We start from the raw sequence: 26,457 nt of genomic DNA on the forward strand, positions 1-26,457 counted from the left end.
GGCGGGCGCGGTCAGGCGGTCGCGGACAGGCGCGCGACCGCCGCGGTGAGCGAGGTGTCGTCGCCGACGTTCCCCGCGAAGACGATGTAGGGGATGCCGGCGGCCAGACCGTCCGCGGCCTCCCAGACCGAGACGATGCCCGGGAAGAGGGATCCGCGGACGCGCGCGCGGCGGATGTCGAGGCCGCGTGTCGCCACGTCGCTGGACGTGATGCCTCCCTTGGCGATCACGAACCGCGGGGTGCGGCGTTCGGCCACCGCGTGGACGATGTCGACCACGGCCTGCGAGACGCGGCGCGAGATGTCGAGACTCTCGGCCGGGTCGTCGGTGCGCACGAGCGTTCGGCTCGTGTGGATGACGACGTCGCCGCCCAGGAGTGCGGTCGAGACGGCGTCGATCACGCGCGTCACCTCGTCGGCGGCGGTATGCGCCTCGAGCAGCCGCGGCACCTCCAGCTCCACCACGGCGAGATCGCGATGGTCGACCAGGTGGGCGAGCTGGCGACTGGTCAGACCGACGTGCGATCCGACGACGATCAGTCCACCGCGCACGGACCGGTCGGCGGTGAGACCGTCGACGTCCACGGGCTCCCGACGGCGTTGTCCGATGCGGGCGCGGACGAACGGCGGGCCCACGCGGTAGACGAACGAGCGTCCCTCCGCTTCGACGATCTCGAGACCGAGCGCCAGCTGGATGAGATCCTCCTCGACCACCGCGTCGACGACGATCGGCACGCCGTCGGCGGCGGAGCGCAGCGCGTCGGCGACCGCCGCTGCACTCCGGCGCAGTGTGGCGAGGGTGATCTGGACGACATCGGATGCCGCGATCTCGCCGCCCGATTTCTCCTCGACCCAGTCGGCGAGGCGCGAAGACGTGAATCCGAACGTCGAGTCGCGGGCGAATTCGGTCTCGCCGATGGGGGTGAACGCTCCATCCGCCAGGACGCCGTGCGTCCCGTCGATCGTGATGCGCCCGGCATCCGGGAACGCCGGGACCACCACGGTGTTGCCGATGTGCGTGCCGCCGGCGAGGCGGACCTCCTCGATGATCGTGTCCGGCTCGAGGGGGAAGTGGCCGCGCAGCGTCGAGTCGCTGCGGCTGACGAAATCGACGCGGATCCCCGACCGCTCCGCGGCGCGAAGGGCGGCGCGCACGACCTCACGGTTGATGCGTTCGGCGGACTCGGGCGCGAGGCTGCGGGAGTTCGTCAGCACGTACACGGCGGGAGCGCCCGAGGCGAACGCCCAGGCGAAGTCTTCGACGTCCCACGCGCCGAGCACGGGGAGGTCCGCCACGGACTGCGTGCCCGTCGGGTCGTCGTCCAGCACGACGAAGACACGGTCCGCATCGGCGACCCGGGCGGCCAGGGCGTCGACGTCGGGCTCGGCGACGGCGGGCAGCGCCGCCGGATCGATGGATGCCACGTTCTCTCCTCGTCATTGAGAGTGCTCGCGTCTCCGAGAGCAGCTATCAGATGTATGACAGCATGCAGCATGCAGGAGGAAGCGTCAAGCGGGCCGTCGCGTCTCCGCGCGCAGGGCGGAACCGACTCAGCTCAGGACGTAGGCGCGCAGATCGTCGAGCGTCTGCTGCAGGTGGTGGTCCATCGCCGCCCGCGCGGCCGCGCTCGAGCCCGTCCGCAGGGCGGCGACGATGGCCCGGTGCTCCGCGATCGCGTGCTCCTGGATCTGCGGCACCTGGGACGTCTGCTTCCGCCGCTCGGCCATCACTTCGGTGAGGGGCGCGAGAAGGACGGCGAGGAAGAGATTGGCCGACGCCTCCATGATCACCGCATGGAAACGCAGGTCCGCCGCCACGAACGCGTCCACGTCCGCCCGCGCCGAGGCCGCGACCATCGAGTCGACGCACTCCTCGCATTCGCCGAGGGCGACCTCGGAGATGAGCGGAGCCGCCAGCGCGGCCGCCTCGCATTCGATCAGCCTGCGCGTCGAGATGAGCTGCTCCGAGACCGTGGCGTCGTCGCCGCGGGCTGCGCGGTACCGGAGCGCGTCGGGCACCGATCGCCAGGCCTCGACCGGGGCGACGCGCGAGCCGACGCCGGACAGCACACGGACGATCCCGCGCGCCGACAGGGTGCGCAGCGCCTCCCGGACCGTGACACGACTCACGTCGAACTCGTCGCCGATCTCGGCTTCGGTGGGGAGGGGATCTCCGGGCAGGAAATCACCGGCGATGATGCGTTCGAGCAGCTCATCGGCGACGGTGTTGACGAGGGATTTGCGTCTGCTCATGACGTCGTCTCGCTCTCACGCCACGGAGGGAGGGGTCCTACCGGCGTCATTCCTCCAGCGTAGAGCGTGCGCCCGCGTGGACGACACGCACCGCGGAGGAGGGATTCGATGTGGAGCCTAGGAGATTCGAACTCCTGACATCCTGCTTGCAAAGCAGGCGCTCTACCAGCTGAGCTAAGGCCCCGGGAAGGGAACGGGTGGGGCTACCAGGACTTGAACCTGGGACCTCTTCATTATCAGTGAAGCGCTCTAACCGCCTGAGCTATAGCCCCGTCTCGCTGACGCAACGTCGTCAACCTCGAAGACTTTACCTGAATCCCGAGGTTTTTCCGAATCGGCGTCAGTTGGAGGTGAAGCCCACGAGCAGGCCGCCCGTGACCTTGACGGCGAGGTTGTAGATGCCGGCCAGGACCGCACCCATGACCGTCACGACGACCAGGTTGAGAATCGCGACGATCGCGGCGAACGCCATGACCTGGGGCAGGCCCACGTACTGCGACAGGGTGGCGCTCCCGTCGGTGAAGCTGGCGAAGAACTCGTCGGCCCGGGTGATGAGGCCGGTGGCGCTGACGACGAGGTACACCAGGAAGTACGACACGACCGTGACGATCGCGATCGCGACCGCGGCCAGGAAGGAGAGCTTCAGGGCCGACCAGAAGTCGATGTACACCAGGCGCAGACGCACCTGCTTGGCGGACGTCTTCTGAGTCGACTTCTTGGCGAGTTTGTCGGCTACCGTGCTCATGCGTCAGTACTTTCCTCGGGGGTGTCGGAAGAGGAGGCGGTCTCGACCGCATCGGGCGCGGTCGGATCGGTGGTCGTCTCCGTCGTCTCGGTCAGGTTCCGCTCGCTGTTCCGGGCGATCGCGATGATGCGATCATCGCCTCCGGCACGGGCGAACACGACACCCATCGTGTCGCGACCCTTGGCAGGCACCTCGGCCACGGAGGAGCGTACCACCTTGCCACTGGCAAGAACCACAAGGACCTCGTCGCCCTCGGACACCATCAGACCGCCCGCGAGAACGCCGCGATCCTCGGTCAGACGAGCCACCTTGATGCCCAGTCCGCCGCGGTTCTGCATGCGGTACTCGGTGACGGCGGTGCGCTTGGCGTAGCCGCCCTCGGTGACGATGAAGACGAACTCGTCGTCCTTGGCGACGGATGCCGAGAGCAGGCTGTCGCCCGCGCGGAAGTCCATGCCCTTCACGCCCGACGTCGAGCGGCCCATCGGGCGCAGCGCGCTGTCGGTGGCGGAGAACCGCAACGACATGCCGAGGCGGCTGATGAGGAGGATGTCGTCGCCCTCGTCGACCAGCAGTGCGCTGACGAGTTCGTCGGCCGCGCCCTGCTCGGCATCCTCACCGTCGTCGGACGCCTGGCCGCGGAGCTTGATGGCGATCACGCCGCCCTGCCGGTTGGTGTCGTACTCGTCGAGACGGGTCTTCTTGACCAGACCGTTGCGCGTTGCGAGCACGAGGTAGGTCGCGACGTTGTAGTCGCGGATGTCGAGGATCTGCGCGATCTCCTCGTCGGGCTGGAGCGCGAGGAGATTCGCGACGTGCTGGCCCTTGGCATCCCGGCCGGCCTCGGGCACCTCGTACGCCTTCGAGCGGTACACGCGGCCCTTGTTGGTGAAGAACAGCAGCCAGTGGTGGGTCGTGGTGACGAAGAAGTGCTCGACCACGTCGTCCGCGCGCAGCTGCGCGCCCTTCACGCCCTTGCCGCCGCGGTGCTGCTGGCGGTAGTTGTCGCTGCGCGTGCGCTTGATGTAGCCGTCGCGGGTGACCGTGACGACCATCTCCTCCTCGGCGATGAGGTCTTCGATCGACACGTCGCCGTCGAAGCCGTGGAGGATCTCGGTCCGGCGGTCGTCACCGAATCGGTCGACGATCGCGGTGAGCTCGTCACGGATGATCGTGCGCTGGCGACCGGGGGTGGCGAGGATGTCGTTGTAGTCGGCGATGCGCGCCTCGAGCTCGGTGGCCTCGTCGACGATCTTCTGACGCTCGAGCGCCGCGAGACGGCGCAGCTGCATGTCGAGGATGGCCTGCGCCTGGATGTCGTCGATGTCGAGGAGCTTCTGCAGTCCCTCGTTGGCATCCTGAGCCGTCGGCGAACGGCGGATGAGCGCGATGACCTCGTCGAGCGCGTCGAGCGCCTTCAGGTAGCCGCGCAGGATGTGCATGCGCTCCTCGGCCTTGCGCAGGCGGTAGCGCGTGCGCCGGACGATGACCTCGATCTGGTGGTCGATCCACAGGCTGATGAAGCCGTCGAGCGACAGGGTGCGCGGCACGCCGTCGACGATGGCGAGCATGTTGGCGCCGAAGTTCTCCTGCAGCTGGGTGTGCTTGTACAGGTTGTTCAGCACGACCTTGGCGACCGCGTCGCGCTTGAGCACGACGACGAGGCGCTGCCCGGTACGACCCGACGTCTCGTCGCGGATGTCGGCGATACCGGTGATCTTGCCCTCGCGGGCGAGGTCGCCGATCTTGACCGCGACGTTGTCGGGGTTGACCTGGTACGGCAGCTCGGTGATGACCAGGCACGTGCGTCCCTGGATCTCTTCGATGTTGACGACGGCGCGCATCGTGATCGAGCCGCGTCCCATGCGGTACGCGTCCTTGATGCCGCGCGTGCCGAGGATCTGCGCGTGCGTGGGGAAGTCGGGCCCGGGGATGCGCTCCATGAGCGCCTCGAGCAGCTCTTCGCGGCTGGCATCCGGATTCTCCAGAGCCCACAGGGCGCCGGCGGAGACCTCGCGGAGGTTGTGCGGCGGGATGTTCGTCGCCATACCGACGGCGATACCGACCGAGCCGTTGACGAGCAGGTTCGGGAAGCGCGCCGGCAGGACCGTCGGCTCCTGGGTCTGTCCGTCGTAGTTGTCCTCGAAGTCGACGGTGTCTTCTTCGATGTCGCGCACCATCTCGAGCGCGAGGGGTGCCATCTTCGTCTCGGTGTACCGGGGAGCGGCCGCGCCCTGATTTCCCGGGGACCCGAAGTTGCCCTGCCCGAGGGCCAGCGGATAGCGCAGCGACCACGGCTGAACGAGACGCACGAGGGCGTCGTAGATGGGGGCGTCACCGTGCGGGTGGTAGTGCCCCATGACCTCGCCGACGACGCGGGCGCACTTCGAGAACGACTTGTCGGGACGGAAGCCGCCGTCGTACATGCCGTAGATGACGCGGCGGTGCACGGGCTTCAGGCCGTCGCGCACGTCGGGCAGCGCGCGCCCGACGATGACGCTCATCGCGTAGTCGAGGTAGCTCCGCTGCATCTCGAGCTGGAGGTCGACCTGGTCGATCTTCCCGTGATTGTGCGCGGGCTCTTCGGGCGCGCCGGCGGGCTCGGGAGTGATGTCGTCAGCCATGGATTCTCAGTTTCGTATCGAGTCGACCGGGATCAGATGTCGAGGAAGCGGACGTCTTTGGCGTTGCGCTGGATGAAGCTGCGTCGCGACTCGACGTCCTCGCCCATGAGCACCGAGAAGATCTCGTCCGCCGCGGCGGCGTCGTCGATCGTGACCTGCTTGAGGGTGCGGGTCTCGGGGTCCATCGTGGTCTCCCACAGTTCGTGGTCGTTCATCTCGCCGAGACCCTTGTAGCGCTGGATGCCGTTGTCCTTCGGGATACGGCGACCGGCGGCCTGGCCCTCGACGAGCAGCGCGTCGCGCTCACGGTCGCTGTACGCGTACTCGTGCGGGTGGTTCGACCACTTGAGGCGGTAGAGCGGCGGCTGCGCGAGGTAGACGAAGCCGGCCTCGATGAGACCGCGCATGTAACGGAAGAGCAGCGTGAGCAGCAGCGTCGTGATGTGCTGCCCGTCGACGTCGGCATCCGCCATGAGGACGATCTTGTGGTACCGGGCCTTGGCCATGTCGAAGTCTTCGCCGATGCCCGTGCCGAAGGCCTGGATCATCGCCTGGACTTCCTTGTTGCCCAGCGCTCGGTCGAGGCGCGCGCGCTCCACGTTCAGGATCTTGCCGCGCAGCGCCAGGATCGCCTGCGTGTGCGGGTCGCGACCCTGCACGGCCGAGCCGCCGGCGGAGTCACCCTCGACGAGGAAGATCTCACTGATCGACGGGTCTTTCGACGTGCAGTCCTTGAGCTTGTCGGGCATGGCCGCGGACTCGAAGACGCTCTTGCGCCGAGCGGTCTCGCGGGCCTTGCGGGCGGCGAGACGCGCGGTCGCGGCGTCGATGGCCTTGCGGATGATGTTCTTGGCCTGCGCGGGATTGCGGTCGAACCAGTCGCCGAGCTTGTCGCCGACGACCTTCTGCACGAAGGCACGCGCCTCGGTGTTGCCGAGCTTGGTCTTCGTCTGGCCCTCGAACTGCGGCTCCGACAGCTTCACCGAGATGACGGCCGTGAGCCCCTCGCGGATGTCCTCACCCGTGAGGTTGTCGTCCTTCTCCTTGAGGAGGTTGTTCGCGCGCGCGTAGCGGTTGACGAGCGTCGTCAGCGCCGCGCGGAACCCCTCCTCGTGCGTGCCGCCCTCATGGGTGTTGATCGTGTTGGCGTAGGTGAAGACGTTCTCGGTGTAGGCCGTCGTCCACTGCATCGCCAGTTCGAGGGCGATCTTGCGGTCGGTGTCCTCGGACTCGACCTCAATGACCTCGTCGTTGACGACATCGGCCTTGCGCACGCGGTTGAGGTGCTCGACGTAGTCGACGAGGCCGCGCTCGTAGAGGAACGAATCGTGCCGGGCTGCGGTCACCTCTTCGCCGGGCTCGCCCTCGGTGACCACGGCATCCGGACGCTCATCGCGCAGGCTGATGCGGAGTCCCTTGTTCAGGAACGCCATCTGCTGGAAGCGCGTCCGGAGGGTGTCGTAGTCGAAGTCGACGGTGTCGAAGATCGTGGCATCCGGCCAGAACGTGATCGTCGTGCCGGTCTCCTCGCTCTCCTCGCCCTGGGCGAGCGGCGCCAGCGGCACACCACCGTCGCGGAAGGACTGCCGCCAGACGTGTCCCTGGCGCTTGACCTCGACCTCGAGGCGGGTCGAGAGCGCGTTGACGACCGACGAGCCGACGCCGTGCAGACCGCCGGAGACGGCATACCCGCCACCGCCGAACTTTCCACCGGCGTGCAGAACGGTCAGGACGACCTCGACCGTCGACTTGCCCTCGGTGCGGTGCATGTCGACCGGGATGCCACGGCCGTTGTCGATCACACGGACGGCGCCGTCGGAGAGGATCGTGACGTCGATCAGGTCGCAGTAGCCGGCGAGGGCCTCGTCGACGGAGTTGTCGACGATCTCCTGCACGAGGTGATGGAGGCCGCGCTCGCCCGTCGAGCCGATGTACATGCCGGGACGCTTGCGGACGGCCTCGAGACCCTCGAGCACCTGGATGGCGTCTGCCCCGTACTCGTTGGGAACCTTCGCACTGGTCGTCGCTTCGGGTTCCGCGGAAACGTTGTCGGGGTTTTCGGACGTCATGACTTCGCGAGCTCCAGATCGATTCGTCGGAACCTCCATCCTACCGCGCGAGGCCGCTCGAAGCGGTGTGTACGCCCCTAGGAGGGGATAAATCGGATCGAGCCAACCCCGACCATGGCCTAGCCGTAGGTATCGCGCGGGCCGCGGCCTGGAACGGCTCTCGTCCCCCATTTCCAGGAGGGGACGTCCGGCCCGATGAAGCGGATCGACTCGACCCCCGCCTCGGGGAAGCGCCGGATGATCTCCGACAGGATGTGCGCGCGCATCAACTGGAGCTGCTTCGCCCACGCCGTCGAGTCAGCCTGGACGGTCAGCATCCCGGCATCCAGGGCCACCGGGCGGGTGTGGGCGGCGGTGTCGGCACCGGCCACGTCGTGCCAGGTACGGACGAGGTCTTCGCGCGCCAGCTGCGGCTCCCAGCCGGCCGACTTCGTCAGGGTCGAGAGCACATCGCCGAGGCCGCGGGGATCGCGGCCCGGGGTGAACGGGGCGTTCTCGCCGTCATCGGCACGCCGGCGACGCTTCTTCTTGCGATACGGCGACGGCTCGAGACCGCGCAGCCGCAGGTACGTGGCGATGGTCTCGGGGAGGTCGGGCTCGTCACTCATCGGCGCCCTCGATCCGGCCGGACTCGACGCGGACGACGTGCGCACGCAGACCGTCGGGCACGTCCTCTTCGACGGCGGAGGTCACGATGACCTGCTCGTATCCCGCGACCAGGTCGGCGAGGCGTGTGCGGCGACCGGCGTCGAGCTCGGCGAATACGTCGTCGAGGATGAGCACCGGGTCGCCGAGACGCGACTCCGCGCGGAGCAGTTGAGCGGATGCCAGGCGCAGAGCCAGCGCCACCGACCACGACTCGCCGTGCGAGGCGTATCCCTTCACGGGCAGACCCCGCACTTCGAGGACGAGGTCGTCGCGATGCGGGCCGACGAGCGTCAGGCCCCGCTCGAGCTCGGTCGCGCGCCGGGCCGCGAGCGCGGCCCGGAACTGGTCGGCGAGCGATCCCGTCATCCCCGCCTCGGTGGCGTCGTCGCCCTCCTCGGGATCGCCCCCGCCCACCGACAGCGCCCAGCGCAGACGCGGGTCGTGGTCGGCACCCGCGATCGCGGCGTACGCCTCGGCCACGGGAGCGGAGAGATCGGATGCCAATGCCAGACGCGCCTCGATCACCTCGGTACCGAGGGCGACGAGCTTGTCGTCCCACACGTCGAGCGTTCCGAGGGCATCGCCGCGGATGCCGCGCGCACGTGCCGACTTCAGCAGCGCGGTGCGCTGGCGGAGCACACGGTCGTAGTCGGCCAGGACGCCGGCGAGACGCGGGGACCGCTGGACGATGAGCTGATCGGCGAACCGCCGACGCGCCGACGGGTCGCCCCGCACGATCTGCAGATCCTCGGGGGCGAACAGCACCACCTGCGCGTAGCGGGGCAGTTCGGCCGTTCGGACGTTCACGCCGTTGACCCGCGCCTTGTTCGATCCTTGGCGGTTCAGCTGCAGCTCGAGCAGCACGCTGCGTTCCCCGTGGGCCAGACGCGCCCGGACGATCGCGGCATCCGCCCCGTCACGCACCATCGGCGCGTCACTGGAGACGCGATGCGAGCCCAGCGTCGCGAGATACGCGACGGCCTCGACGAGATTCGTCTTCCCCTGACCGTTGCGGCCGACGAAGAGGTTCGCGCCGGCCGAGAGCGCCACGTCGGCGGCCGCATAATTGCGGAAATCCGTCAGTCCGAGCTGCTCCACGATCACCGAGTCAGACTACCCGGCGGCCCCGACATGCGCCGGGCCGGAGCCCCCTCAGCGCAGGAGGAGGTTGGGCTGCAGCAGGTACTTGAACGAGCCCTCGCCGCCCTTGTCGACCGAGGTCTGCGGGGTGATGAGCACCGGGCTGAGCTTGTTGGCGTTGTCGCTCGAGGTGAACGTGATGCGCGCGAACTCGCTGCGGACGGCGCCGAGCGACTCGAGGAGGTACTGCGGGTTCAGGCCGAGGGTGACCTCATCGCCGACCAGCGTCGCGTCGACGGATTCCGTCGCGCGGGCCTGCTCGGTTCCCGAGGCGTCCATCGACACCCCGTCCGGACCGAAGGTGAACCGCAGCGGGGCGGACCGGTCGAGCACGAGGGCGACACGGCGCACGGCTTCGGCGAGCTCGGCGGTGTTGACGACGCTGTGGTGCTCGGTCTGCGCGGGGAAGAGACGGCGCACGGGCGGGAAGTTGCCCTTGATGAGCAGCGACGTGACGGTCTTGTTGCCCGAGGAGAAGGCGATGATCTCGCGGTCGCCCGAGCCCGAGAAGGCGATCGAGATGTCGCCGCCGTGCGCGAAGGTCTTGCCGACCTCCTGCAGCGTGCGTGCCGGCACGAGGGCTGCCGTCGGCTCGTCGGATGCCGCAGCCCCGCCGTCCCAGGGGATCTCGCGGAGCGCGACGCGGTAGCGGTCGGTGGCGACGAGACTCAGCTGCGTGCCGGTGACCTCGAGCTGCACGCCCGTGAGGACGGGGGTGACGTCGTCTCGCGACGCGGCGAAGGCGACCTGCGCGATCGCGGTGGCGAAGTCGTCAGCGGGGACCAGACCGGACTCGCCGGTGACCTCGGGGATGGCCGGGTACTCCTGCACGGGCATGGATGCCAGCGTGAAGCGCGCCGAGCCGCACGTGAGCAGGATGCCGCCGTCGTCGTCGACCGCGATCTGGATGGGCGCGTTGGGGAGCCGGCTCGCGATGTCGGAGAGCAGACGGCCGTGGACGAGGATCGTCCCCGGCTCGTCGACGGTCGCTTCGATCGTGGTGCGGGCGGATGCTTCGTAGTCGAATGCGGCGAGCGTGAGACCCTGCTCGCCCGCTTCGATCAGCACACCGGCCAGGATCGGCTGGGGGTTGCGCTGCGGCAGGAGCTTGACCACGAACGAAACGGCTTCGCTGAAGACATCGCGATTGACGTGAAACTTCACGGGCGCTCCCTTGACGGCGGTATGGCTTACCCATGCTAGTGCCCGACCGAGTCGGCACACGTCGGCACACGTTCGCACTGCAAGGTCATCGAACCTCTGATAACTCATCAATGGATTCTTCATCTTGTTAACAGCTGTGGAGAGTGTGGATAACTCACGCGAGGCGTGTTAACACAAGGGAACTACACGCCTGTGATCTGTGGACGCGTTGCGGAGAGCCTGGGCAGTTAACACGTTCGGTCGCGTGCGGGTTCTCCGCTTCCTCCACAGGCGGACGCGTGTCGTTCACATGTCTTCCGCAGAGAATTCGAGTTATCCACAGGTTTTCCACACTGTGTAGAACCCAGTAAAAGATCTGCCGCGAACGTCGCTTACGGCCTCGCTCGCGCGCGAAAACGACCGAGGGGTTCGCCCGCGGATGCGGACGAACCCCTCAGTTCAGATGAGCGCTCAGCGCATGCGCCCCAGCTGCGTCGTGATCTCGGACACCTGGTTGTAGATCGAGCGCCGCTCCTTCATGAGGTCGCTGATCTTCTTGTACGCGTACATCACCGTCGTGTGATCGCGGTTGCCGAACAGCTGCCCGATCTTCGGCAGGGACAGACTCGTGCGCTCACGGCAGAGGTACATGGCGATCTGTCGCGCCGTGGCCACGGCCTGCGAGCGACTCGACCCGTAGAGATCGTCGACCGACAGCTTGAAGTACTGCGCGGTCGCGGTGATGATGTCGGTCGGCGAGACCACGTTGGCGTCGTCCTGGTCGATGATGTCGCGGAGCACGGTCTGCGCCAGCGACATGTCGAGCGTCGAGCGATTCAGGCTTGCGAAGGCGGAGACGCGGATGAGCGCCCCCTCGAGCTCGCGGATGTTCGAGGAGACGACTGTCGCGATGTACTCGAGGACGTCGTCGGGGATGAGGAGTCGTTCGCTCTGCGCCTTCTTGCGGAGGATCGCGATACGCGTCTCGAGGTCGGGCGCCTGCACGTCGGTGATGAGACCCCACTCGAAGCGGCTGCGCATGCGGTCTTCGAACCCGGTGAGCTGCTTCGGAGGGAGGTCGCTGGTGATGACGACCTGCTTGTCGTGATCGTGCAGCGTGTTGAAGGTGTGGAAGAACGCTTCCTGCGTCTCGGCGCGACCCTGCAGGAACTGGATGTCGTCGATGAGCAGGATGTCGACATCGCGGTAGCGGGCCTGGAAGGCCGAGCCGCGGTTGTTCGCGATCGAGTTGATGAAGTCGTTCGTGAACTCCTCGCTCGAGACGTAGCGCACGCGGATGCCGGCGTACATGCTCGCGGCGTAGTCGCCGATCGCGTGGAGGAGGTGGGTCTTGCCGAGGCCGGAGTCGCCGTAGATGAACAGCGGGTTGTACGCCTTCGCGGGCGCCTCGGCCACGGCGACCGCGGCGGCGTGCGCGAAGCGGTTGGACTGCCCGATGACGAAGTTGTCGAAGGTGTACTTCGGGTTCAGCCGCGTGTCGTTCCGGGAGGCCGGGACGATCGGGTCGGGCGCCTGCTCGGGCAGGGGCGAATGGGTGTTCGGTGTCGAGTTCGCGACCGGTCGTTCGTCGACGGCGGGTGCGGAACGGTGCGACTCGATGAGCTCGGGGTTCACGACCACGCGGAAGTTGCTCACTTCGGGGTCGACGCCCTGCACCTGCGTCAGGGCCTCGAGGATGGGCGCGCGCATGCGCTTGTTCATCTGCGCCGCGGTGAGGTCGTTCGGGACGTCGAGGTAGAGCGTGCCCCCCATGACGCCCTGCGGAACGGCGAGGTTCAGGAAGCCGTGGAGCTGCGGGGTGACGCGGTCATCGGTGAGGAGATGGTCGAGCACGGCGGACCAGACGGGAACATCCGGTACTTGGTGCAATGACATATCCCCTCCGGGATCTCGGCGCGCGACTGTCGACGTGCAGCGCGCCGAACCTGTGGATAACTTCCGGGGACACGCTAGTTCGCGGTCCGCACGGAGCCAAATCAACTGTAGAACGCGCTCGCGTGTCTTTGCCACGGGTGTGGACGACGCTTGGGGATAATGAGCGGTCGACCTCCCGGTTTGAGTTAACGTCGCGCACGACGTAGCCTTAGTCGGTTGACTTATGCCTACACGGCAGTCCCGACCACGTCCCCCGGCAGAAGAGCATCGGGTGACATCACCTCCGGAGTGACCCATGAGCAAGCGCACCTTCCAGCCCAACAACCGCCGTCGCGCCAAGAAGCACGGCTTCCGCGCCCGTATGCGTACGCGCGCCGGCCGCGGCATCCTCGCGGCGCGTCGCGCCAAGGGCCGCACCGAGCTCTCGGCCTGACCCACCTAGTGCTCGCGAAGCCGAACCGACTCACCCGCGGATCGGATTACAAAGCCACCGTCCGTCGGGGTTCTCGGTGTGCCGGAACGCACACCGTCACCTACGTCGGCAGCGTGCCGGACGAAGGTCCCGCACGGTTCGGCTTCATCGTGAGCCGCCAGGTCGGCTCCGCCGTCACACGCAACACCGTCCGCCGCCGCCTCAAGGCGGTGTGCGCCGAGGCGCTCCCGCTCGTCCGCGGGGGCGCCTCGGTCGTCATCCGCGCGCTCCCGTCGGCCGCCACCGTCGACTACGCCGATCTCCGCGCCGACGTCGTCCGGTGCCTGCAGCGCAAGGCCGCCGCATGAGTACGTCGACGCTGCCCACCTCGTCCACCGGCGTCGGGCACCTGGAGTGGGACACCATCGCGGCATCCGTTCCCCTTCTCCCCCGCAACGCCGGCCTCGCCCTTCTGCACGCCTACCGCGCGACGATCTCGCACGTCTACGGCGACGTGTGCAAGTACTACCCGTCCTGCTCCGCCTATTCGGTGGGCGCCGTGCAGCAGCACGGACTCGTCAAAGGTGCCGCGTTGACCGCGGCCCGCCTCGCCCGCTGCCACCCCTGGGCTCAGGGAGGCATCGACGACGTCCGTCCGCACCGCGCCTTCCGTCACGAACTCACTCCGCACGGCTTCGTCGTGCCCTCCCGAAAGGACTGATCCGTGCCGGATCTCATTGGAATCGTCCTCTGGCCCTTGAAATGGGCCGTCGAGCTCGTGCTGGTCGGCTGGCATGCGCTCTTCACCGCGGTCGGCATGCCTCCGGCCGCGGGCCTCACGTGGGTGCTGTCGATAATCGGCCTCGTTCTCATCGTGCGGGCGGCGCTCATCCCGCTCTTCGTCAAGCAGATCAAGAGCCAGCGCAAGATGATGGAGATCGCCCCCGAGCTGCGCAAGGTGCAGGAGAAGTACCGGGGCAAGAAGGACCAGCTCTCCCGCGAGGCGATGAGTCGCGAGACCATGGCGCTCTACAAGAAGCACGGCACCACGCCGGTTTCGAGCTGCCTGCCGCTGCTCGTGCAGATGCCCATCTTCTTCGCCCTGTTCAGCGTGCTGAACGACGTCGCCAAGCACGCGACGAGCGGTCTCGGCGGCGTGGGTCTCCTGACCCCTGAGCTGACCCGCGAGTTCTACGACGCGCGCCTGTTCGACGTGGCATCCATGCACGTCAACCTCGTCACCGCGTGGGGCCAGTCCGACGGTCAGGTCACCGTCGCGATCCTGCTGACGCTCGTCGTGCTGATGATCGCGTCGCAGTTCTTCACGCAGCTGCAGATCATCTCGAAGAACCTGTCGCCCGAGGCCAAGACCGGTCAGGCGTACCAGATGCAGAAGATCATGCTCTACATCCTGCCGCTGGCCTTCATCTTCTCGGGTGTCTTTTTCCCGCTCGGCGTCGTCATCTACTGGTTCGTCAGCAACCTGTGGACGATGGTGCAGCAGTTCGTCGTCATCCGCGAGATGCCGACTCCCGGATCGGATGCCGCGAAGGCGCGGGAAGAGCGGCTCGCCCGCAAGGGCAAGGCGATCGACTCGAGCGGCAAGGTCGTTCCGATCGAGAAGTACGAGGCCGAACAGCAGCGCCTGTTCGAAGAGGCCGAGCGCGCACGCGCCGCACAGCCGAAGCGCCAGCAGCCCGTCGGCAAGCAGCGCGCCAAGAAGCAGCAGCAGTCCCCGAAGGCCTCCGGAACCGCTCCGCGGACGACCGCGAAGCCCGGAACCGACTCCCCCTCCTGAGCACCTGGAGACCATGAGATGACGACGTCCGAGCAGATCGCCACCGAGCACACCGCCGCCACCGAGGAGCAGCTGGAGCAGGAGGGCGACGTTGCCGCCGACTTCCTGGAAGGGCTCCTCGACATCGCCGATATCGACGGCGACCTGGCGCTCGATGTGCGCGCCGGCCGTGCGTACGTGTCCGTCGAGGCCGAGGATGCCTCCGCGCTGTCGACGATCTCGCACCCCGACACCGTCCAGGCTCTGCAGGAACTCACCCGCCTGGCCGTGCAGAACTCGACGGGACGCTTCTCGCGTCTGATCCTCGACATCGGCGGCTCCCGCGATGCGCGTCAGCGTCAGCTCGAGAACCTCGTCGACCGTGCCATCCAGCGTCTCGAGGAGGGCGCCTCGCAGGCGTCGCTGCCGGCGATGTCGAGCTACGAGCGCAAGCTCGTGCACGACATCGCGGCTGACCGCGGGTACTCGTCCGAGTCCTTCGGTGAGGGTGCGGACCGGCACACCGTGCTGCGTCGCGGCTGATCCGTTCGACGTGGGCAACCAACTCGAAGCGGAACCGGATGCCGCGGCGGCGCTGTTCGGTGAGCGCATCGATCTGGCACGGCGGTTCACGAGCGCCCTGGCGGCGCATGGCGAAGAGCGTGGTCTGATCGGACCACTCGAGGTGCCGCGGCTCTGGACCCGGCACATCCTCAACAGTGCGGTGGCCGCACCGTTCTTCGAGGGGCGAGTCGCGGACGTGGGGTCAGGTGCCGGCCTTCCCGGTGTCGTGCTCGCGATCGCACGACCGGACGTGGAGTTCACTCTCATCGAGCCCATGGAGCGACGGACCATCTGGCTCAGTGAGCAGGTCGCCGACCTCGGCCTCGAGAACGTCACCGTGGAGCGTCTCCGCGCAGAGGAATGGGCCAAGGGCCGGGTGTTCGATGTCGTCACCGCACGTGCCGTCAGTGCGCTCAGGACGCTCATTCCGTGGACCGCGCCGCTGGCGCGGGTGGGAGGGCGACTCGCCTACCTCAAGGGCGCGAACGTGGCGGCCGAGGTCGACGCGGCGGAGAAGCAGATCCGGCGCTTCGGTGTGTCCGACATCGAGGTGCATGTCGTGGGTGAGGGCGTGGTCGACGAACCGACGCGCGTCCTGACGGCGACGGTCACGCGGTAGCTACTCCCATTCAATGGGATTTGGTCGACCACGCCTTAACACGCCTCACCGTTGCCGCTTTCGGGTAGGCGCCTCGACCGGGTGACATCTCGAACACGTCGATGAGGAGCATCTGGGGATACGCCGGAGCCTGATCGAAGGCGGCGACGAGGCGTCCCTCGCATCCGATGGTGGTCACTCCCCCGCCCCACTCGACGCTCCAGGTGAGGAAGCGCGACGCGTCGTGCGGAACGGTCGTCGCGATCATGTCGGTGCGGAGCCGTTGGTCGTGGTGGGCCTTGATGCCGCACCGCACGCGCGTGCTTGCGCCGATGGCATCCGCGTCGATCTCCGCGACGCAGATCTCGCCCGAGTCTCGCGGGTCGTCGTGTTCGGTGCCGACCAGCCAGATGGCTGTCATGCAGTCGGGATCGGTGCTGGCCCGCAGCGTGACATCGACACGGCCGGCCGTCGGGGCGTAGCGGAGACTCGTCGGCGTGTGCGTACGAACGAGGAGTCCGTCCGAACGGTGGCGGTGGGTTCCCACGTTCGAGCCGAGAGCGCCCGAGAACGTGGCGGTCTGCAGATTCGAGACCCGCATCGGACCGTCTTCGGGACGCCACTCGAGCTGGTCTTCCTCGATGCGCAGATCGAGGCCTTCGGGCGCGAAGGCGAGCCGTGCGGCCGATCGGTCCGCCGTCGTCCAGTGCGGCATATAGTGCGGAACCCACACCGGCGCGAGCTCGCCGTTCGAGAAGTCGTCGTCGATGATGGGCGCGGAGGTCGGGGGTGGCGAGAGCGGGTCACCCGGCGTTCGAAGCATGACAGCCAGTCTGCCGTGAAGGTCTGACATGGATGCGGTCGGAGTGTGCCCGCGTCCCCGTCGCGCGCGAGGTCGTGAGTGTTTCACGTGAAACCATTCGCGAGGTGGGTCCCGCGGCTTCGCCAGCAGGTGGGGTCGGGTCGGGCATCTCTTCGTGGCGGCGTCGAGAAGCTGGGCGAGTCGCGACTCGCAGAGTCTGCGGCGCTCCGCTTCTCGGCAGTGTGAGACGTGCTGCGCCACTGTTCCGGTGTCTGCGCGCTCGCTTGTGTGCGTGTCGACGGGGTCGAGGCTGCGATGCGCCGCGCTGCGACTGTCGCCGACGCCTTAGTCCTCGGGATCTGGCACCCCCTCCCCGGTCTCCCGTGGTGGTGTGGCGTCGCGACCATCGATGTTCGTCCCGCGAGAGTCGCCGGTGAGCAGGACTGGGGCCGCGCGGAACGTGTGGTTTCCTGTCATCGGTGCCGCGTCGCACGTCGATGGGTCGGCACACACTCCCCCACCGTCATCCCATGTTCCAACACGGTGATGGGTCGACGTCGAAGTTCGGGTGTCTGAGGCGCGTCGGGCGCCAGTCACTCGGTTCTGGGCGTGGGTGATGGCGTCGACACCGCGGGGTCGCGGGCACGTCGTGACCACCGCGCTCTGCGCAGTTCCGCAATCGCGTCGGGGTCGGGGCCTCTCCCACACCGTGATGGGAGGGAGCGGAGCGTGCAGGACGTTCCTATCCTTGCGAGGCGACGTCCGGATGAGCCGTCTTCGCGCGGAAGAGGCGGTCGGTCGGTGGGGATGCTCATCCGGTAGTGCACGCAGGTCGAAGAGCGGCTGGCTGGCACGCGAGATGACATGTGGTCCGTGAACTCGGTCGAAAGAAGGTGAGCGTAGCCATCCGGGCTGAACCGCGTGATGCCGTGGACCACCCAAGAAAGCGCATTAGCTTGTGTGTTTGTGCCATCTCCGCGCGTGCCCGCTGATGGGGATGGGGTGCGTGGTCTTCCCCCCACCCTGGTTCGGGCGGGCGGCGGCTCGCCCTGACTGTGGAGAGGAGCATCCGGTTGCGGGGCCTGTGCGCCGGTGTTCCGGGGTGCTTCGCGTGACAAGTAGTGCCGCACACACCTGCGGTGATGGTGCGCATCCCCGAGGTGTTTCACGTGAAACATCGAGCCGCCAGCACGGTGCTCCCGTCAGATCCTGGTCGCGCTGTCGTCGAGCGGGTCCCGCGATGATCGCTACTCGACGCCGTCCATCTGCCACCGTCGGCATCCGCTCCCCCGCCCGCGCGGCCCCGCCGTGCCGCCATCGCTGTCGTTCTGGGCTGCCCACGCTTGCTGCTCGCGTGAGGAAGTAGCCTGGCGCGCACCACGCGTGAGTCACGCTCCGAAGGGCGTCTGTATGCGGATGTTTCACGTGGAACATCGCGTTCCACCCCGCGAGGCGCGATTGGCGCGCAGATGGTGCTCACCTCGGGCGACCGTGCCTCACCCGGCCCGTGCGACACGCGACCGGCGATCACGTGAGACGGTTCCGTGCGCCGGTATCCGTGTGCGGTGCCACACTTGAGGGCAGCCGTGGTGGCGAGTGGGCGGGGGGTGCCGAAATCTGATCGTCTCGTCGGCGGCCTGCCCGTGGACGAGCTCGACGGACCGCCACGTCCGTCCGCCGCGCGCACGCCGTTGCTAGCGCGAGGATCGTGGCTGTCCGAGGGGCCTGATCGCGTGACCGAGCCGTGCTTTCTGTATGCGTACCGACGAGGCCGCACATTAGGTAGGTCGGCGTCGTCTGTGTAGGTGGCTCAGGCCGCTCCGGGATGATGTGTCCGGAGGCACGCCGCCGGATGAGCGGCCGGGGACGCGTCATTCGTCATCCTCTCAGGCCGGAATCCGAGATGTGGGCCACCGAGAGGGTGCGGACCGAGCACCGAATCGGCGGGCCGTGGGTTGTCGCCCGCTTCCTCTGCGCCCGGTGGGATACGGGTAGGCGGTCGATGGAAGTGCGTGCGGTTGCGCGGTGACGTGCATCCCCGCGGCCTCGGCCCCGGTAGGGCGATGTGTCGCCCGCCGAACCGTCCCTTCGAATGCGCGCTGCGAAGCTTCGTGTCTAACGGCGCGCTCGATCTACTCGCCTCGCGCGTGGGTATGTTTCACGTGAAACATTCCGTTGTGACGGCAATGAGCTGGATGCCCGCGGCGTGCCGCCTCCCGGCAGAGCGCACTACCGCTCGACACTTCAGGTCCCGCGGCGACGAATGAGTGTCGACTGGGATTGCGGTCCTTGGTGGGGCTGATGTCTCCGAACCGTGGCCGCACGGCGAAACGAGCGCCACTAGCGACACAGGGGTATGCCGGGATGGCGGCCGCCGGTTGTCAGCGCGCGCGGCCAAGCGGCTGTTTCGCGTCTCGGGGTGCGGTGCTGTGCGCGGCCGCCGTGTGGGTGACGGCGGCTACGGCGCCGGCCGTGGTCTGATCGACCAGCCTCGTCCATGGAGTGCACCGCACAGCTGCGTGGGTGTCGGGACTCCCCGGTCGTCGCTGTCCCAGCATCCCCGGGGGCTGGCATCGGCGCTTGGCCTGCGCAGATGCGGTTCACAGACCCAGGCGGTGCGGCGGGGGGGGGGGCCACACGGATGGACGTGGTGCCGTGGCAGACGGCGCGACGCGAGGTGCGGCGGCACACAGGGCCCGAGCAGTCGCGGTGTGACGGCCTGGACACTCATTGACTGTTGGCGCCAACCCGAGATGTTCCACGTGAAACATCGAGCCCGCATTGCGCGGCCAGGCCAGATGCGCCTCCGGAGCGCAGACGCGAGCTCGACTGTCACCGGATCCCAGCGTGACGGAGATCGTCGGTGATGAGGCGCATTGGGAGATCGCTTCACACGGTGTGGCGAGCAAGACGTCGGACGCGGGCTTCGAAAGCGCCCACGGTTGCGGCGTCGTGGGCGACACTCCGGCGGTGCGGGCTGTCGCGGAGGGCCGATGGGGCCCGGGGGCGGTGGAGAGCGCGGGTCCGTGCGCGCGAAGTCGATCCCGAAGGGCGTACCGACATGCCCCTGGCGTGCGAGCCGTGACGACCGGCTGTGGTGGGGCGAACGGGGGCTGCCCTCGATGACCAGAGCCGGCTGAGAGTAAACACCACTCATTCGAACGCCACGACCACGTAGGTGCAGCACAGGGTGTAGAAGCCATATAGCCACGCAGGAGCACCGACGCTCATGCGCTCGGCAATCGCAACGTTTCACGTGAAACATCCACATTGGGCGCGACGACGCAGCGTCCCCGCCCGTCAGTGCGAACAACAGCCCTCCACGCCCGAACGAGCGAATAGACGGGCTCCCCCTGCACGCCACCACCGACGAGATCAGTGCGCCGTGCTCGTAGACAGCTGATGCGGCGACGGGACCGAGTGTGTCCGGGAAGCTGTGCGTTCGTCTCCTCGTGGACGACAATCCGCGATCCTCTGCGGGCACCCGCGCTGGAGATGACCCGGATTCACCCCGCGATTCCCGACACGCGCCTGCGCACGGTCGGTGTGCCCACGTAGACTGAGGATGTTGTCCCCGGAGATGAAGGAGCGCGTTTCACGTGAAACAATCCGGCGAGTCGTCCGGCTCGACCTCCTTCGAGGACTCCCCCATTGCACGTGAGCTCGCGGATCTCTCGGCTCGGCGCCGAGCGCTGGAGGCAGTCGAGGTGAAGTTGTCGGGGCGAACCCGCGTATTCACGGTGTCGAACCAGAAGGGTGGCGTCGGGAAGACGACCACGGCCGTCAACATCTCGGCGGCTCTCGCGTCGCTGGGTGCCAAGGTTCTCGTCATCGACCTCGACCCTCAGGGCAACGCGTCGACCGCACTCGGTGTGCCCCACAACGCGGACACGGCGAGCATCTACGACGTGCTGATCGACGAGTTCCCGCTGGCTGACATCATCCAGACCAGCCCGGAGTCGCCGAACCTCCTCTGTGCTCCGAGCACGATCCACCTCGCCGGGGCCGAGATCGAATTGGTCTCCCAGGTGGCGCGCGAGCATCGCCTTCGCGGGGCCCTGCGTGACTACCTTGCGGATGCCGGAAACCACCTCGACTTCGTGATCATCGACTGCCCGCCGTCTCTCGGGCTGCTGACGATCAACGCGTTCACGGCGGCGGATGAGGTCCTCATTCCGATCCAGTGCGAGTACTACGCGCTCGAGGGTCTGAGCCAGCTTCTCGGCAGCGTTCAGATGATCCAGAAGCATCTGAACCCCGCCCTGCACGTGTCGACGATCCTGCTGACCATGTACGACGGTCGAACGCGCCTCGCACAGCAGGTCGCGGATGAGGTGCGTCAGCACTTCTCGGATGAGGTGCTCGACACGGTGATCCCCCGCTCGGTGCGCGTGTCGGAGGCGCCGAGCTTCGGACAAACGGTCATCGCCTACGATGGCCACTCGGCGGGCGCGATCGCCTACCGCGAAGCCGCGGTCGAAATCGTCGCACGCGACACCACCACGAAGGAAGACTGATGGCCAAGAGAACCGGACTGGGCCGCGGAATCGGCGCCCTCATCCCCACCGCCGAGTCGTCGGAGGCCCGCCCGGTCGACGTCTTCTTCCCCGGCGGCACGAAGACCGAGGAGTCGAAGGCGACGACCTCGGCGACCGAGCCCGTGGATGACACGGCGTCGGACCTCGTCGCTGTCCCGGGCGCTCGGCTGGTGCACATCGACCCGCAGTCGATCGTGCCCAACCCCCGTCAGCCGCGGACGCACTTCGATCCGGAAGACCTCGCTGAGCTCGTCCACTCCGTGCGCGAGTTCGGAGTCCTGCAGCCCGTGGTCGTCCGCGACAAGGGTGACGGCACGTATGAACTCATCATGGGCGAGCGCCGTACCCGCGCGTCGCGCGAGGCCGGATTGTCCTCGATCCCCGCCGTCGTTCGCGAGACCGACGACGAGTTCCTCCTCCGCGACGCGCTGCTCGAGAACCTGCACCGATCGCAGCTGAATCCGCTGGAAGAGGCATCCGCCTACCAGCAGCTCCTCGAGGACTTCGGCATCACGCAGGAGGAGCTCGCCACCCGCATCGGTCGCTCGCGTCCGCAGATCAGCAACACGATCCGTTTGCTGAAGCTCCCCGTCCCCGTGCAGCAGCGGGTCGCGGCCGGCGTCTTGAGCGCGGGCCACGCGCGCGCGATCCTCTCGCTCGACGACCCGCGCGAGATGCAGAAGCTCGCCGACAAGATCGTGAACGAAGACCTCTCCGTCCGGGCGGCCGAGGCCGCGGCCAAGATGCCGGGAGTCGCCCCCGTTCGTCAGAAGCCCAAGGCCGGGAGCCGTCGTTCCGGTCTCGATGACATCGCCGAGCGTCTGGGTGACCGGTTCGACACCAAGGTGAAGGTGTCGCTCACCGCAAGAAAAGGCCAGATCAGCATTGATTTCGCCACGATCCAGGACCTCAACCGGATTCTCGCCGTACTCGGAGAAGACGGTTACACCGGCTGAACATCGGCTCATTCCCTTCTCGGCATATGCCGGGAGACGGCGCCGAGCGGCTCCTCTGTCCGAGGCCCGACGTAGGCTGGAGAGGTGACCGCGAACGACCAGGGCCCTCGCCGCCGCGCCAGTCTCGAACTGCTGCGCGCGGAGGCCTCGGACGAACTCGCCGTCCTCATTCACGAGCGTCTTCGCGGCGGTGAGGACCCCTGGGACTTCATGGAAGATCTCCCCAGCGTCGATGAGCTCGTCGTGCTCACCCTCCGAGCCGAGAACATCGCCGAGAACGGCGGCGTCCGGCCGAACCGGTCCCGCAACTACCGTGTGCTGCGACAGATCGCGCTGGACTATCCGGCGCTCACGCGCGCGGTGTGGCGGATCCTCGGCGATGAGGAACCCCACCGTCGCTGGGACGCATCCGTGCGCCTCGACGCCTCCTAGGCCCACCAGCGACCCGGCGTACGGCCAGTCAGCCCTGAACGCTCCAGGACGCCGCGCAGAGCTCCCGGAGGCGGCTCTGGTGCCGCGGCCACCCCGGAAGCGCCTCGGTGGCCAGGCGGCCGCAGGGCGGCCCGGATCGAGCGAGTCTGCTCCCGGCATCCCGTCACCCACGAGAAAGCCCCCGACACCACAAGGGTGCCGGGGGCTTATCGCTGCGAGCGGGCTCAGCCGAGGTAGGCCGCGAGGTCCTTCTCGAGAGCGAACTTCGGCTTGGCGCCGATGATGGTCGTCTTGACCTCGCCGCCTTCGAAGACCTTCATCGCGGGGATCGAGGTGATCTGGTACTTCATCGCGAGGTCGGGGTTCTCATCGACGTTGAGCTTCACGATGGTGATCTTGTCGGCGTTCTCGGACTGGATCTCGTCGAGAACGGGGCTGACCATACGACACGGTCCGCACCACTCGGCCCAGAAGTCCACGAGAACGGGGCCCTCGGCCTGCAGGACGTCCTGCTCGAAGGTCGCGCTGGTCGTCGCCTTGGCGGTCATGTGCATTTCTCCTTAGATGGAAGCGTTACCGGTGGAAACCCCGGTGAGCGTGGGTTTATTCCTCAGACGACAGCGGCGTCGGGGAGCCCTTCGAGGGGGCTCTCGGCGACGGCGGGCTCGCCCGCCTCACCGCGCGCGGCGAGGAAGTGCTCCACGTCGAGCGCGGCCACGGTGCCGCTGCCGGCAGCCGTGATGGCCTGACGGTAGGTGGGGTCGATGACGTCACCCGCGGCGAAGACGCCGTCGACCGACGTGCGCGACGAGCGACCGTCGACCCAGATCGTGCCCTCGGGGGTGAGCTGCAGCTTGTCGTGCACGAGGTGCGTCCGCGGGTCGTTGCCGATCGCGACGAAGAGGCCCTCGATCTCGAGGTCGCGCTCCGAACCGTCGACGGTGGAGCGCAGGCGCACACCGTTCACGGCCTCGTCACCGAGGATCTCGGCGACCTCGCTGTTCCAGACGAACTCGATCTTGGGGTTCGCGAAGGCGCGCTCCTGCATGATCTTCGAGGCGCGGAGCGAGTCCTTGCGGTGGATGATGTACACCTTCGAAGCGAACTTGGTGAGGAAGTTCGCCTCTTCCATCGCGGAGTCGCCGCCGCCGACGACGGCGATGGTCCGCTCCCGGAAGAAGAAGCCGTCGCAGGTCGCGCACCACGAGACACCGTGGCCGGACAGACGCTCTTCGCCCTCGAGTCCGAGCTTGCGGTAGGCGGAGCCGGTCGCGTAGATGATCGAAGCTGCCTCGTGCACCTTGCCGCTGCCGAGCGTGACCTTCTTGACGGGGCCGTCGAGCTCGAGCGAGACGACGTCGTCGTACAGCACCTCGGCGCCGAAACGCTCGGCCTGCGCCTGCATCTTGGCCATGAGGTCGGGTCCGAGGATTCCGTCGGGGAAACCGGGGAAGTTCTCGACGTCGGTGGTGGTCATGAGGTCGCCGCCGGCTTCGACGGAGCTCGCGACGACGAGGGGTTCGAGGTTGGCTCGGGCGGCGTAGATGGCGGCCGTGTAGCCGGCAGGACCCGATCCGATGATGATGACGTGACGCACGGTAGCGCGTTCCCTTCGTTGATTCCGCCGGATGAAACCCATGCTAGCCCCGCAATATTCCTCGGGCCGGGGGCTGGCGCGGGGTCGCGCCCGTCAGTCCTGGCCGACCTGTTCGGCGTCGCCGGGGGTGCTGACGTGGGCCTCCGCCCCGCGCGCCCGCCGGCGGCGACTGACGGTGCGCAGGACACCGATGCCGAGGAACACCGCCACCAGGACGATGAAGACGATGAGGCCGATGCTCTCCCATTCGGCGCGGACCTCGACCTGCACATCCTGCCGAGCACCGATGAGCTCGCCCGTCGGGCTGTAGAGCTGCATCGAGACGTTGACCTCGCCGTTCGCGATCCGGGCCTCGACGGGGACCTCGGTGCGCGTGTTCGCCGACGCCTGGGCGTCGATCGGGGTGTCGGCCTGCACACGCAGGCGCACGTCGTCGGGCTGCGCCCGCAGCACCACCGAGATGGGCCACGGCAGATCGTTGCGCACCCACGGTCGCAGCGGCGCGCTGGAACTCACCAGGCGGAAGTCGGACGACAGGATGCCGACCGAGTCCAGGGTCGTCTGGGTCGCGGAGCGGTGGGCGGCGACGGCCGTGCGGGCGGCATCCCCGGTCCAGGCGACGTTCAGCACCTGCAGGATCTCGGCGCGCTCCCGTCCGGTGAGCAGTTCCGGCTGGTCGAGGATCGTCGCGAAACGATCGATCGTGTCCTCGTCCGTGAGCAGGTCGGCGACATCCGCTGCGCGGACGGCGTCGGGAGTCGCCTCGGCGAGGGACACGTCCGTCAGGGGAGCACTCGCGATCGCGGCGAACGTCGAGGGGGTGTACCCGGGGGCGGATGCCAGGGCGCCCAGCGTCGCACGCAGGCTCACGCGCGAGCGATCGGTGCCCCGGTCCAGAACGGCCAGCACGGGGCGGTCGTCCGCACCCGTTCGGGCGAAGGAGAGATGGCCGGAGACGGCGGCCAGCGCCGCACCGCGCCGGGCCGTGTCGTTCTCGGCTGCCGCCGTCGTCAGGGCACGGGAGACCTCCGCGTCGTACGCGGGCGTCGCCACCCCGCCCACGGCGGCGGTGGCGGTGGCGGCGCCCCCCGCGAGGTTGCTCGAGGCGACGAGGATGCGGGTCGGCGCGGCATCCGAGCCGAGGCTCCCGAGGGCACTCACCACGGCGCCGTCGACCGAGCCGGTGGCGGGCCAGAAGACGTTCTGGTCGGCGGATCCGATGTCGAGGAGGGCCGTCAGGTCGGGGAAGGAGGGTTGTCCGGGGGCCGCCGAGGCCGAGGGGCTCGGAGTGGTGACCCCCGAGACGGGCTGAGTGAAATCGGACGCCGTCATGTAGGACTGCAGCGATGTCGGCGCGAGCGGTGTGGTGACACCCGCGCGGATCTGCGCCGACAGGTCGGCGTCGCCGAACTGCAGCGCGAAGCGGTCGTTGGGGAGGGCGAGCAGGCGTTTCAGCCATGCGACCGCGGTGGGGGGCGCCGACGACCCGAGCACCCGGATCGCGGCGGGGATCGCGGGGTCGACAGCGAGGGTCGCGACCGAACCGTCGACGGCATCCAATTGCGCCGAGAGCGCGCCGTCGACCGCGGTCAGGTCGGCCAGTTCGTCAGCCGTGAGCAGGCCACCGGTGCGGGGGGCTGCGGTGATCGGCACGACGACGGCCAGCGGTGTGCTCGCGCCGTCCGCGGGGACGACGACGACCGTCGGGGCCTGCAGCGACGCTCCCCCACCCGTCTGGGCCAGGACGGGGTAGACGCCGGCGGCGCGGCCGAGGAGGGCCGGGTCGGTGCCCTGCACCGTGAACGACACCGAGGTCTGTGCCGCCGGGGCCGTGGCATCCAGGTTCCCGGTCGCGATCTGCTGCAGCGTGACTCCGGACGCGTCGCCGCTCAGCCACCGCGTGAGGGCGGCGTCATCGGCCAGCGGTGTCGCACCGATCGACAGCGAGACGGAGGTCGCGGAGACGGTCGCGCCCCCGGAGTTGGTGAGCGTGGTGAGGACCGCGAGAGTCTCCCCCGCACGCAGGATGCCGTTTCCGGCCGGCGCGGCGGTCAGGGTGGGCGCAACGGCGCCGGCGGACGGCGAGGGCGTCGGGGTGGTCGCCGCGGTGGCGGCGAGCGGCGCCGCGAGTCCGAGTGCGAGGGCGGCCGCGGCGAGGGTCGCCAGGAACCGGCGCGTGAGAGAGCGCCGCGGCACGGGTGAGCCCGAGGGCAGGGAGGTCACGTTCATACGAGCGTCGGTGGGGCGAGGGGGCCTCGCACCGC

At 68.1% G+C, this 26,457-nt stretch carries 22 protein-coding genes and 2 tRNA genes; 9 read left to right on the forward strand and 15 right to left on the reverse strand.

Annotated features, from left to right (window positions below):
• Positions 1-11: 11 nt before the first annotated feature.
• The 11 genes from CSIV_RS09025 to dnaA form a co-directional block, all read right to left on the reverse strand.
• Positions 12-1,424, reverse strand: a complete 1,413-nt coding sequence (locus CSIV_RS09025; RefSeq protein ID WP_077051049.1) for a four-carbon acid sugar kinase family protein — start codon at positions 1,422-1,424, stop codon at positions 12-14.
• A 126-nt stretch (positions 1,425-1,550) separates the two neighbouring features.
• Entirely contained in the window at positions 1,551-2,252 is a 702-nt protein-coding gene (locus tag CSIV_RS09030; RefSeq protein WP_077051050.1) for a FadR/GntR family transcriptional regulator, read from the reverse strand.
• Positions 2,253-2,363: 111 nt separating this feature from the next.
• Positions 2,364-2,436, reverse strand: a tRNA-Ala gene (locus tag CSIV_RS09035).
• A gap of 14 nt (positions 2,437-2,450) precedes the next feature.
• Positions 2,451-2,524, reverse strand: a tRNA-Ile gene (locus CSIV_RS09040).
• A gap of 68 nt (positions 2,525-2,592) precedes the next feature.
• The gene (locus CSIV_RS09045; RefSeq protein WP_077051051.1) at positions 2,593-2,997 is read right to left on the reverse strand and encodes a DUF3566 domain-containing protein; all 405 of its coding nucleotides are present in this window, start codon (positions 2,995-2,997) and stop codon (positions 2,593-2,595) included.
• The gene (gene gyrA / locus CSIV_RS09050) at positions 2,994-5,621 is read right to left on the reverse strand and encodes a DNA gyrase subunit A (protein WP_077051052.1); all 2,628 of its coding nucleotides are present in this window, start codon (positions 5,619-5,621) and stop codon (positions 2,994-2,996) included. The genes CSIV_RS09045 and gyrA overlap by 4 nt, the downstream gene beginning before the upstream one ends.
• A 32-nt stretch (positions 5,622-5,653) precedes the next feature.
• Complete coding sequence (gyrB, locus tag CSIV_RS09055; RefSeq protein ID WP_077051053.1) at positions 5,654-7,690, reverse strand: DNA topoisomerase (ATP-hydrolyzing) subunit B; 2,037 nt, start codon at positions 7,688-7,690, stop codon at positions 5,654-5,656.
• 119 nt (positions 7,691-7,809) lie between these two features.
• Complete coding sequence (locus CSIV_RS09060; protein ID WP_077051054.1) at positions 7,810-8,298, reverse strand: DUF721 domain-containing protein; 489 nt, start codon at positions 8,296-8,298, stop codon at positions 7,810-7,812.
• On the reverse strand, positions 8,291-9,442 hold the full coding sequence (gene recF, locus CSIV_RS09065) for a DNA replication/repair protein RecF (protein WP_077051055.1): 1,152 nt from the start codon (positions 9,440-9,442) through the stop codon (positions 8,291-8,293). Before recF ends, CSIV_RS09060 begins: the two co-directional genes overlap by 8 nt.
• Positions 9,443-9,490: 48 nt before the next feature.
• Positions 9,491-10,642 (reverse strand): DNA polymerase III subunit beta, encoded by a 1,152-nt coding sequence (gene dnaN / locus CSIV_RS09070; RefSeq protein WP_077051056.1) that lies wholly within the window; start codon positions 10,640-10,642, stop codon positions 9,491-9,493.
• Between the two features lie 450 nt (positions 10,643-11,092).
• A complete protein-coding gene (gene dnaA, locus CSIV_RS09075; RefSeq protein WP_077051057.1) occupies positions 11,093-12,517 on the reverse strand; it encodes a chromosomal replication initiator protein DnaA in 1,425 nt (474 codons plus the stop codon).
• A 295-nt stretch (positions 12,518-12,812) separates the two neighbouring features.
• On the opposite strand from dnaA, the gene rpmH reads away from it, so the two are divergent.
• Genes rpmH through rsmG form a run of 6 tightly spaced genes read left to right on the forward strand, consistent with a single transcriptional unit; the run spans position 12,813 to position 15,889 of the window.
• A complete protein-coding gene (gene rpmH, locus CSIV_RS09080; RefSeq protein WP_013584598.1) occupies positions 12,813-12,950 on the forward strand; it encodes a 50S ribosomal protein L34 in 138 nt (45 codons plus the stop codon).
• Positions 12,951-12,958: 8 nt separating this feature from the next.
• A complete protein-coding gene (gene rnpA / locus CSIV_RS09085; protein WP_077051058.1) occupies positions 12,959-13,297 on the forward strand; it encodes a ribonuclease P protein component in 339 nt (112 codons plus the stop codon).
• Positions 13,294-13,650, forward strand: a complete 357-nt coding sequence (yidD, locus tag CSIV_RS09090) for a membrane protein insertion efficiency factor YidD (protein ID WP_077051059.1) — start codon at positions 13,294-13,296, stop codon at positions 13,648-13,650. Before rnpA ends, yidD begins: the two co-directional genes overlap by 4 nt.
• Before the next feature lie 3 nt (positions 13,651-13,653).
• Positions 13,654-14,727, forward strand: coding sequence for a membrane protein insertase YidC (yidC, locus tag CSIV_RS09095; protein ID WP_077051060.1), 1,074 nt, complete (start codon positions 13,654-13,656; stop codon positions 14,725-14,727).
• 18 nt (positions 14,728-14,745) lie between these two features.
• A complete protein-coding gene (locus CSIV_RS18030; RefSeq protein WP_077051061.1) occupies positions 14,746-15,249 on the forward strand; it encodes a Jag family protein in 504 nt (167 codons plus the stop codon).
• Between the two features lie 10 nt (positions 15,250-15,259).
• Entirely contained in the window at positions 15,260-15,889 is a 630-nt protein-coding gene (gene rsmG / locus CSIV_RS09105) for a 16S rRNA (guanine(527)-N(7))-methyltransferase RsmG (RefSeq protein WP_139340652.1), read from the forward strand.
• Between the two features lie 10 nt (positions 15,890-15,899).
• On the opposite strand, the gene CSIV_RS09110 is transcribed toward rsmG, so the two are convergent.
• Positions 15,900-16,691 carry a hypothetical protein gene (locus tag CSIV_RS09110; protein WP_202401100.1) on the reverse strand — a complete coding sequence of 264 codons (792 nt, stop codon included), beginning with the start codon at positions 16,689-16,691 and terminating at the stop codon, positions 15,900-15,902.
• Between the two features lie 3,578 nt (positions 16,692-20,269).
• On the opposite strand from CSIV_RS09110, the gene CSIV_RS09115 reads away from it, so the two are divergent.
• The 3 genes from CSIV_RS09115 to CSIV_RS09125 all read left to right on the forward strand — a co-directional run bounded on the left by CSIV_RS09115 (position 20,270) and on the right by CSIV_RS09125 (position 22,596).
• Positions 20,270-21,187 carry a ParA family protein gene (locus tag CSIV_RS09115; protein ID WP_077051063.1) on the forward strand — a complete coding sequence of 306 codons (918 nt, stop codon included), beginning with the start codon at positions 20,270-20,272 and terminating at the stop codon, positions 21,185-21,187.
• Positions 21,187-22,164, forward strand: a complete 978-nt coding sequence (locus CSIV_RS09120) for a ParB/RepB/Spo0J family partition protein (RefSeq protein WP_077051064.1) — start codon at positions 21,187-21,189, stop codon at positions 22,162-22,164. Before CSIV_RS09115 ends, CSIV_RS09120 begins: the two co-directional genes overlap by 1 nt.
• Positions 22,165-22,248: 84 nt before the next feature.
• A complete protein-coding gene (locus CSIV_RS09125; protein ID WP_077051065.1) occupies positions 22,249-22,596 on the forward strand; it encodes a tryptophan synthase subunit alpha in 348 nt (115 codons plus the stop codon).
• Positions 22,597-22,820: 224 nt separating this feature from the next.
• Here CSIV_RS09125 and trxA read toward each other — a convergent pair whose 3' ends face one another.
• The 3 genes from trxA to CSIV_RS09140 form a co-directional block, all read right to left on the reverse strand.
• Positions 22,821-23,144 carry a thioredoxin gene (gene trxA / locus CSIV_RS09130; protein ID WP_077051390.1) on the reverse strand — a complete coding sequence of 108 codons (324 nt, stop codon included), beginning with the start codon at positions 23,142-23,144 and terminating at the stop codon, positions 22,821-22,823.
• 62 nt (positions 23,145-23,206) lie between these two features.
• Complete coding sequence (gene trxB, locus CSIV_RS09135) at positions 23,207-24,193, reverse strand: thioredoxin-disulfide reductase (RefSeq protein WP_077051066.1); 987 nt, start codon at positions 24,191-24,193, stop codon at positions 23,207-23,209.
• A gap of 93 nt (positions 24,194-24,286) precedes the next feature.
• The gene (locus tag CSIV_RS09140; protein ID WP_139340653.1) at positions 24,287-26,416 is read right to left on the reverse strand and encodes a DUF6049 family protein; all 2,130 of its coding nucleotides are present in this window, start codon (positions 26,414-26,416) and stop codon (positions 24,287-24,289) included.
• Positions 26,417-26,457 lie beyond the last annotated feature (41 nt).

This window comes from Microbacterium sp. CSI-V (assembly GCF_001984105.1).
In the GTDB taxonomy this organism is placed as follows: domain Bacteria; phylum Actinomycetota; class Actinomycetes; order Actinomycetales; family Microbacteriaceae; genus Microbacterium.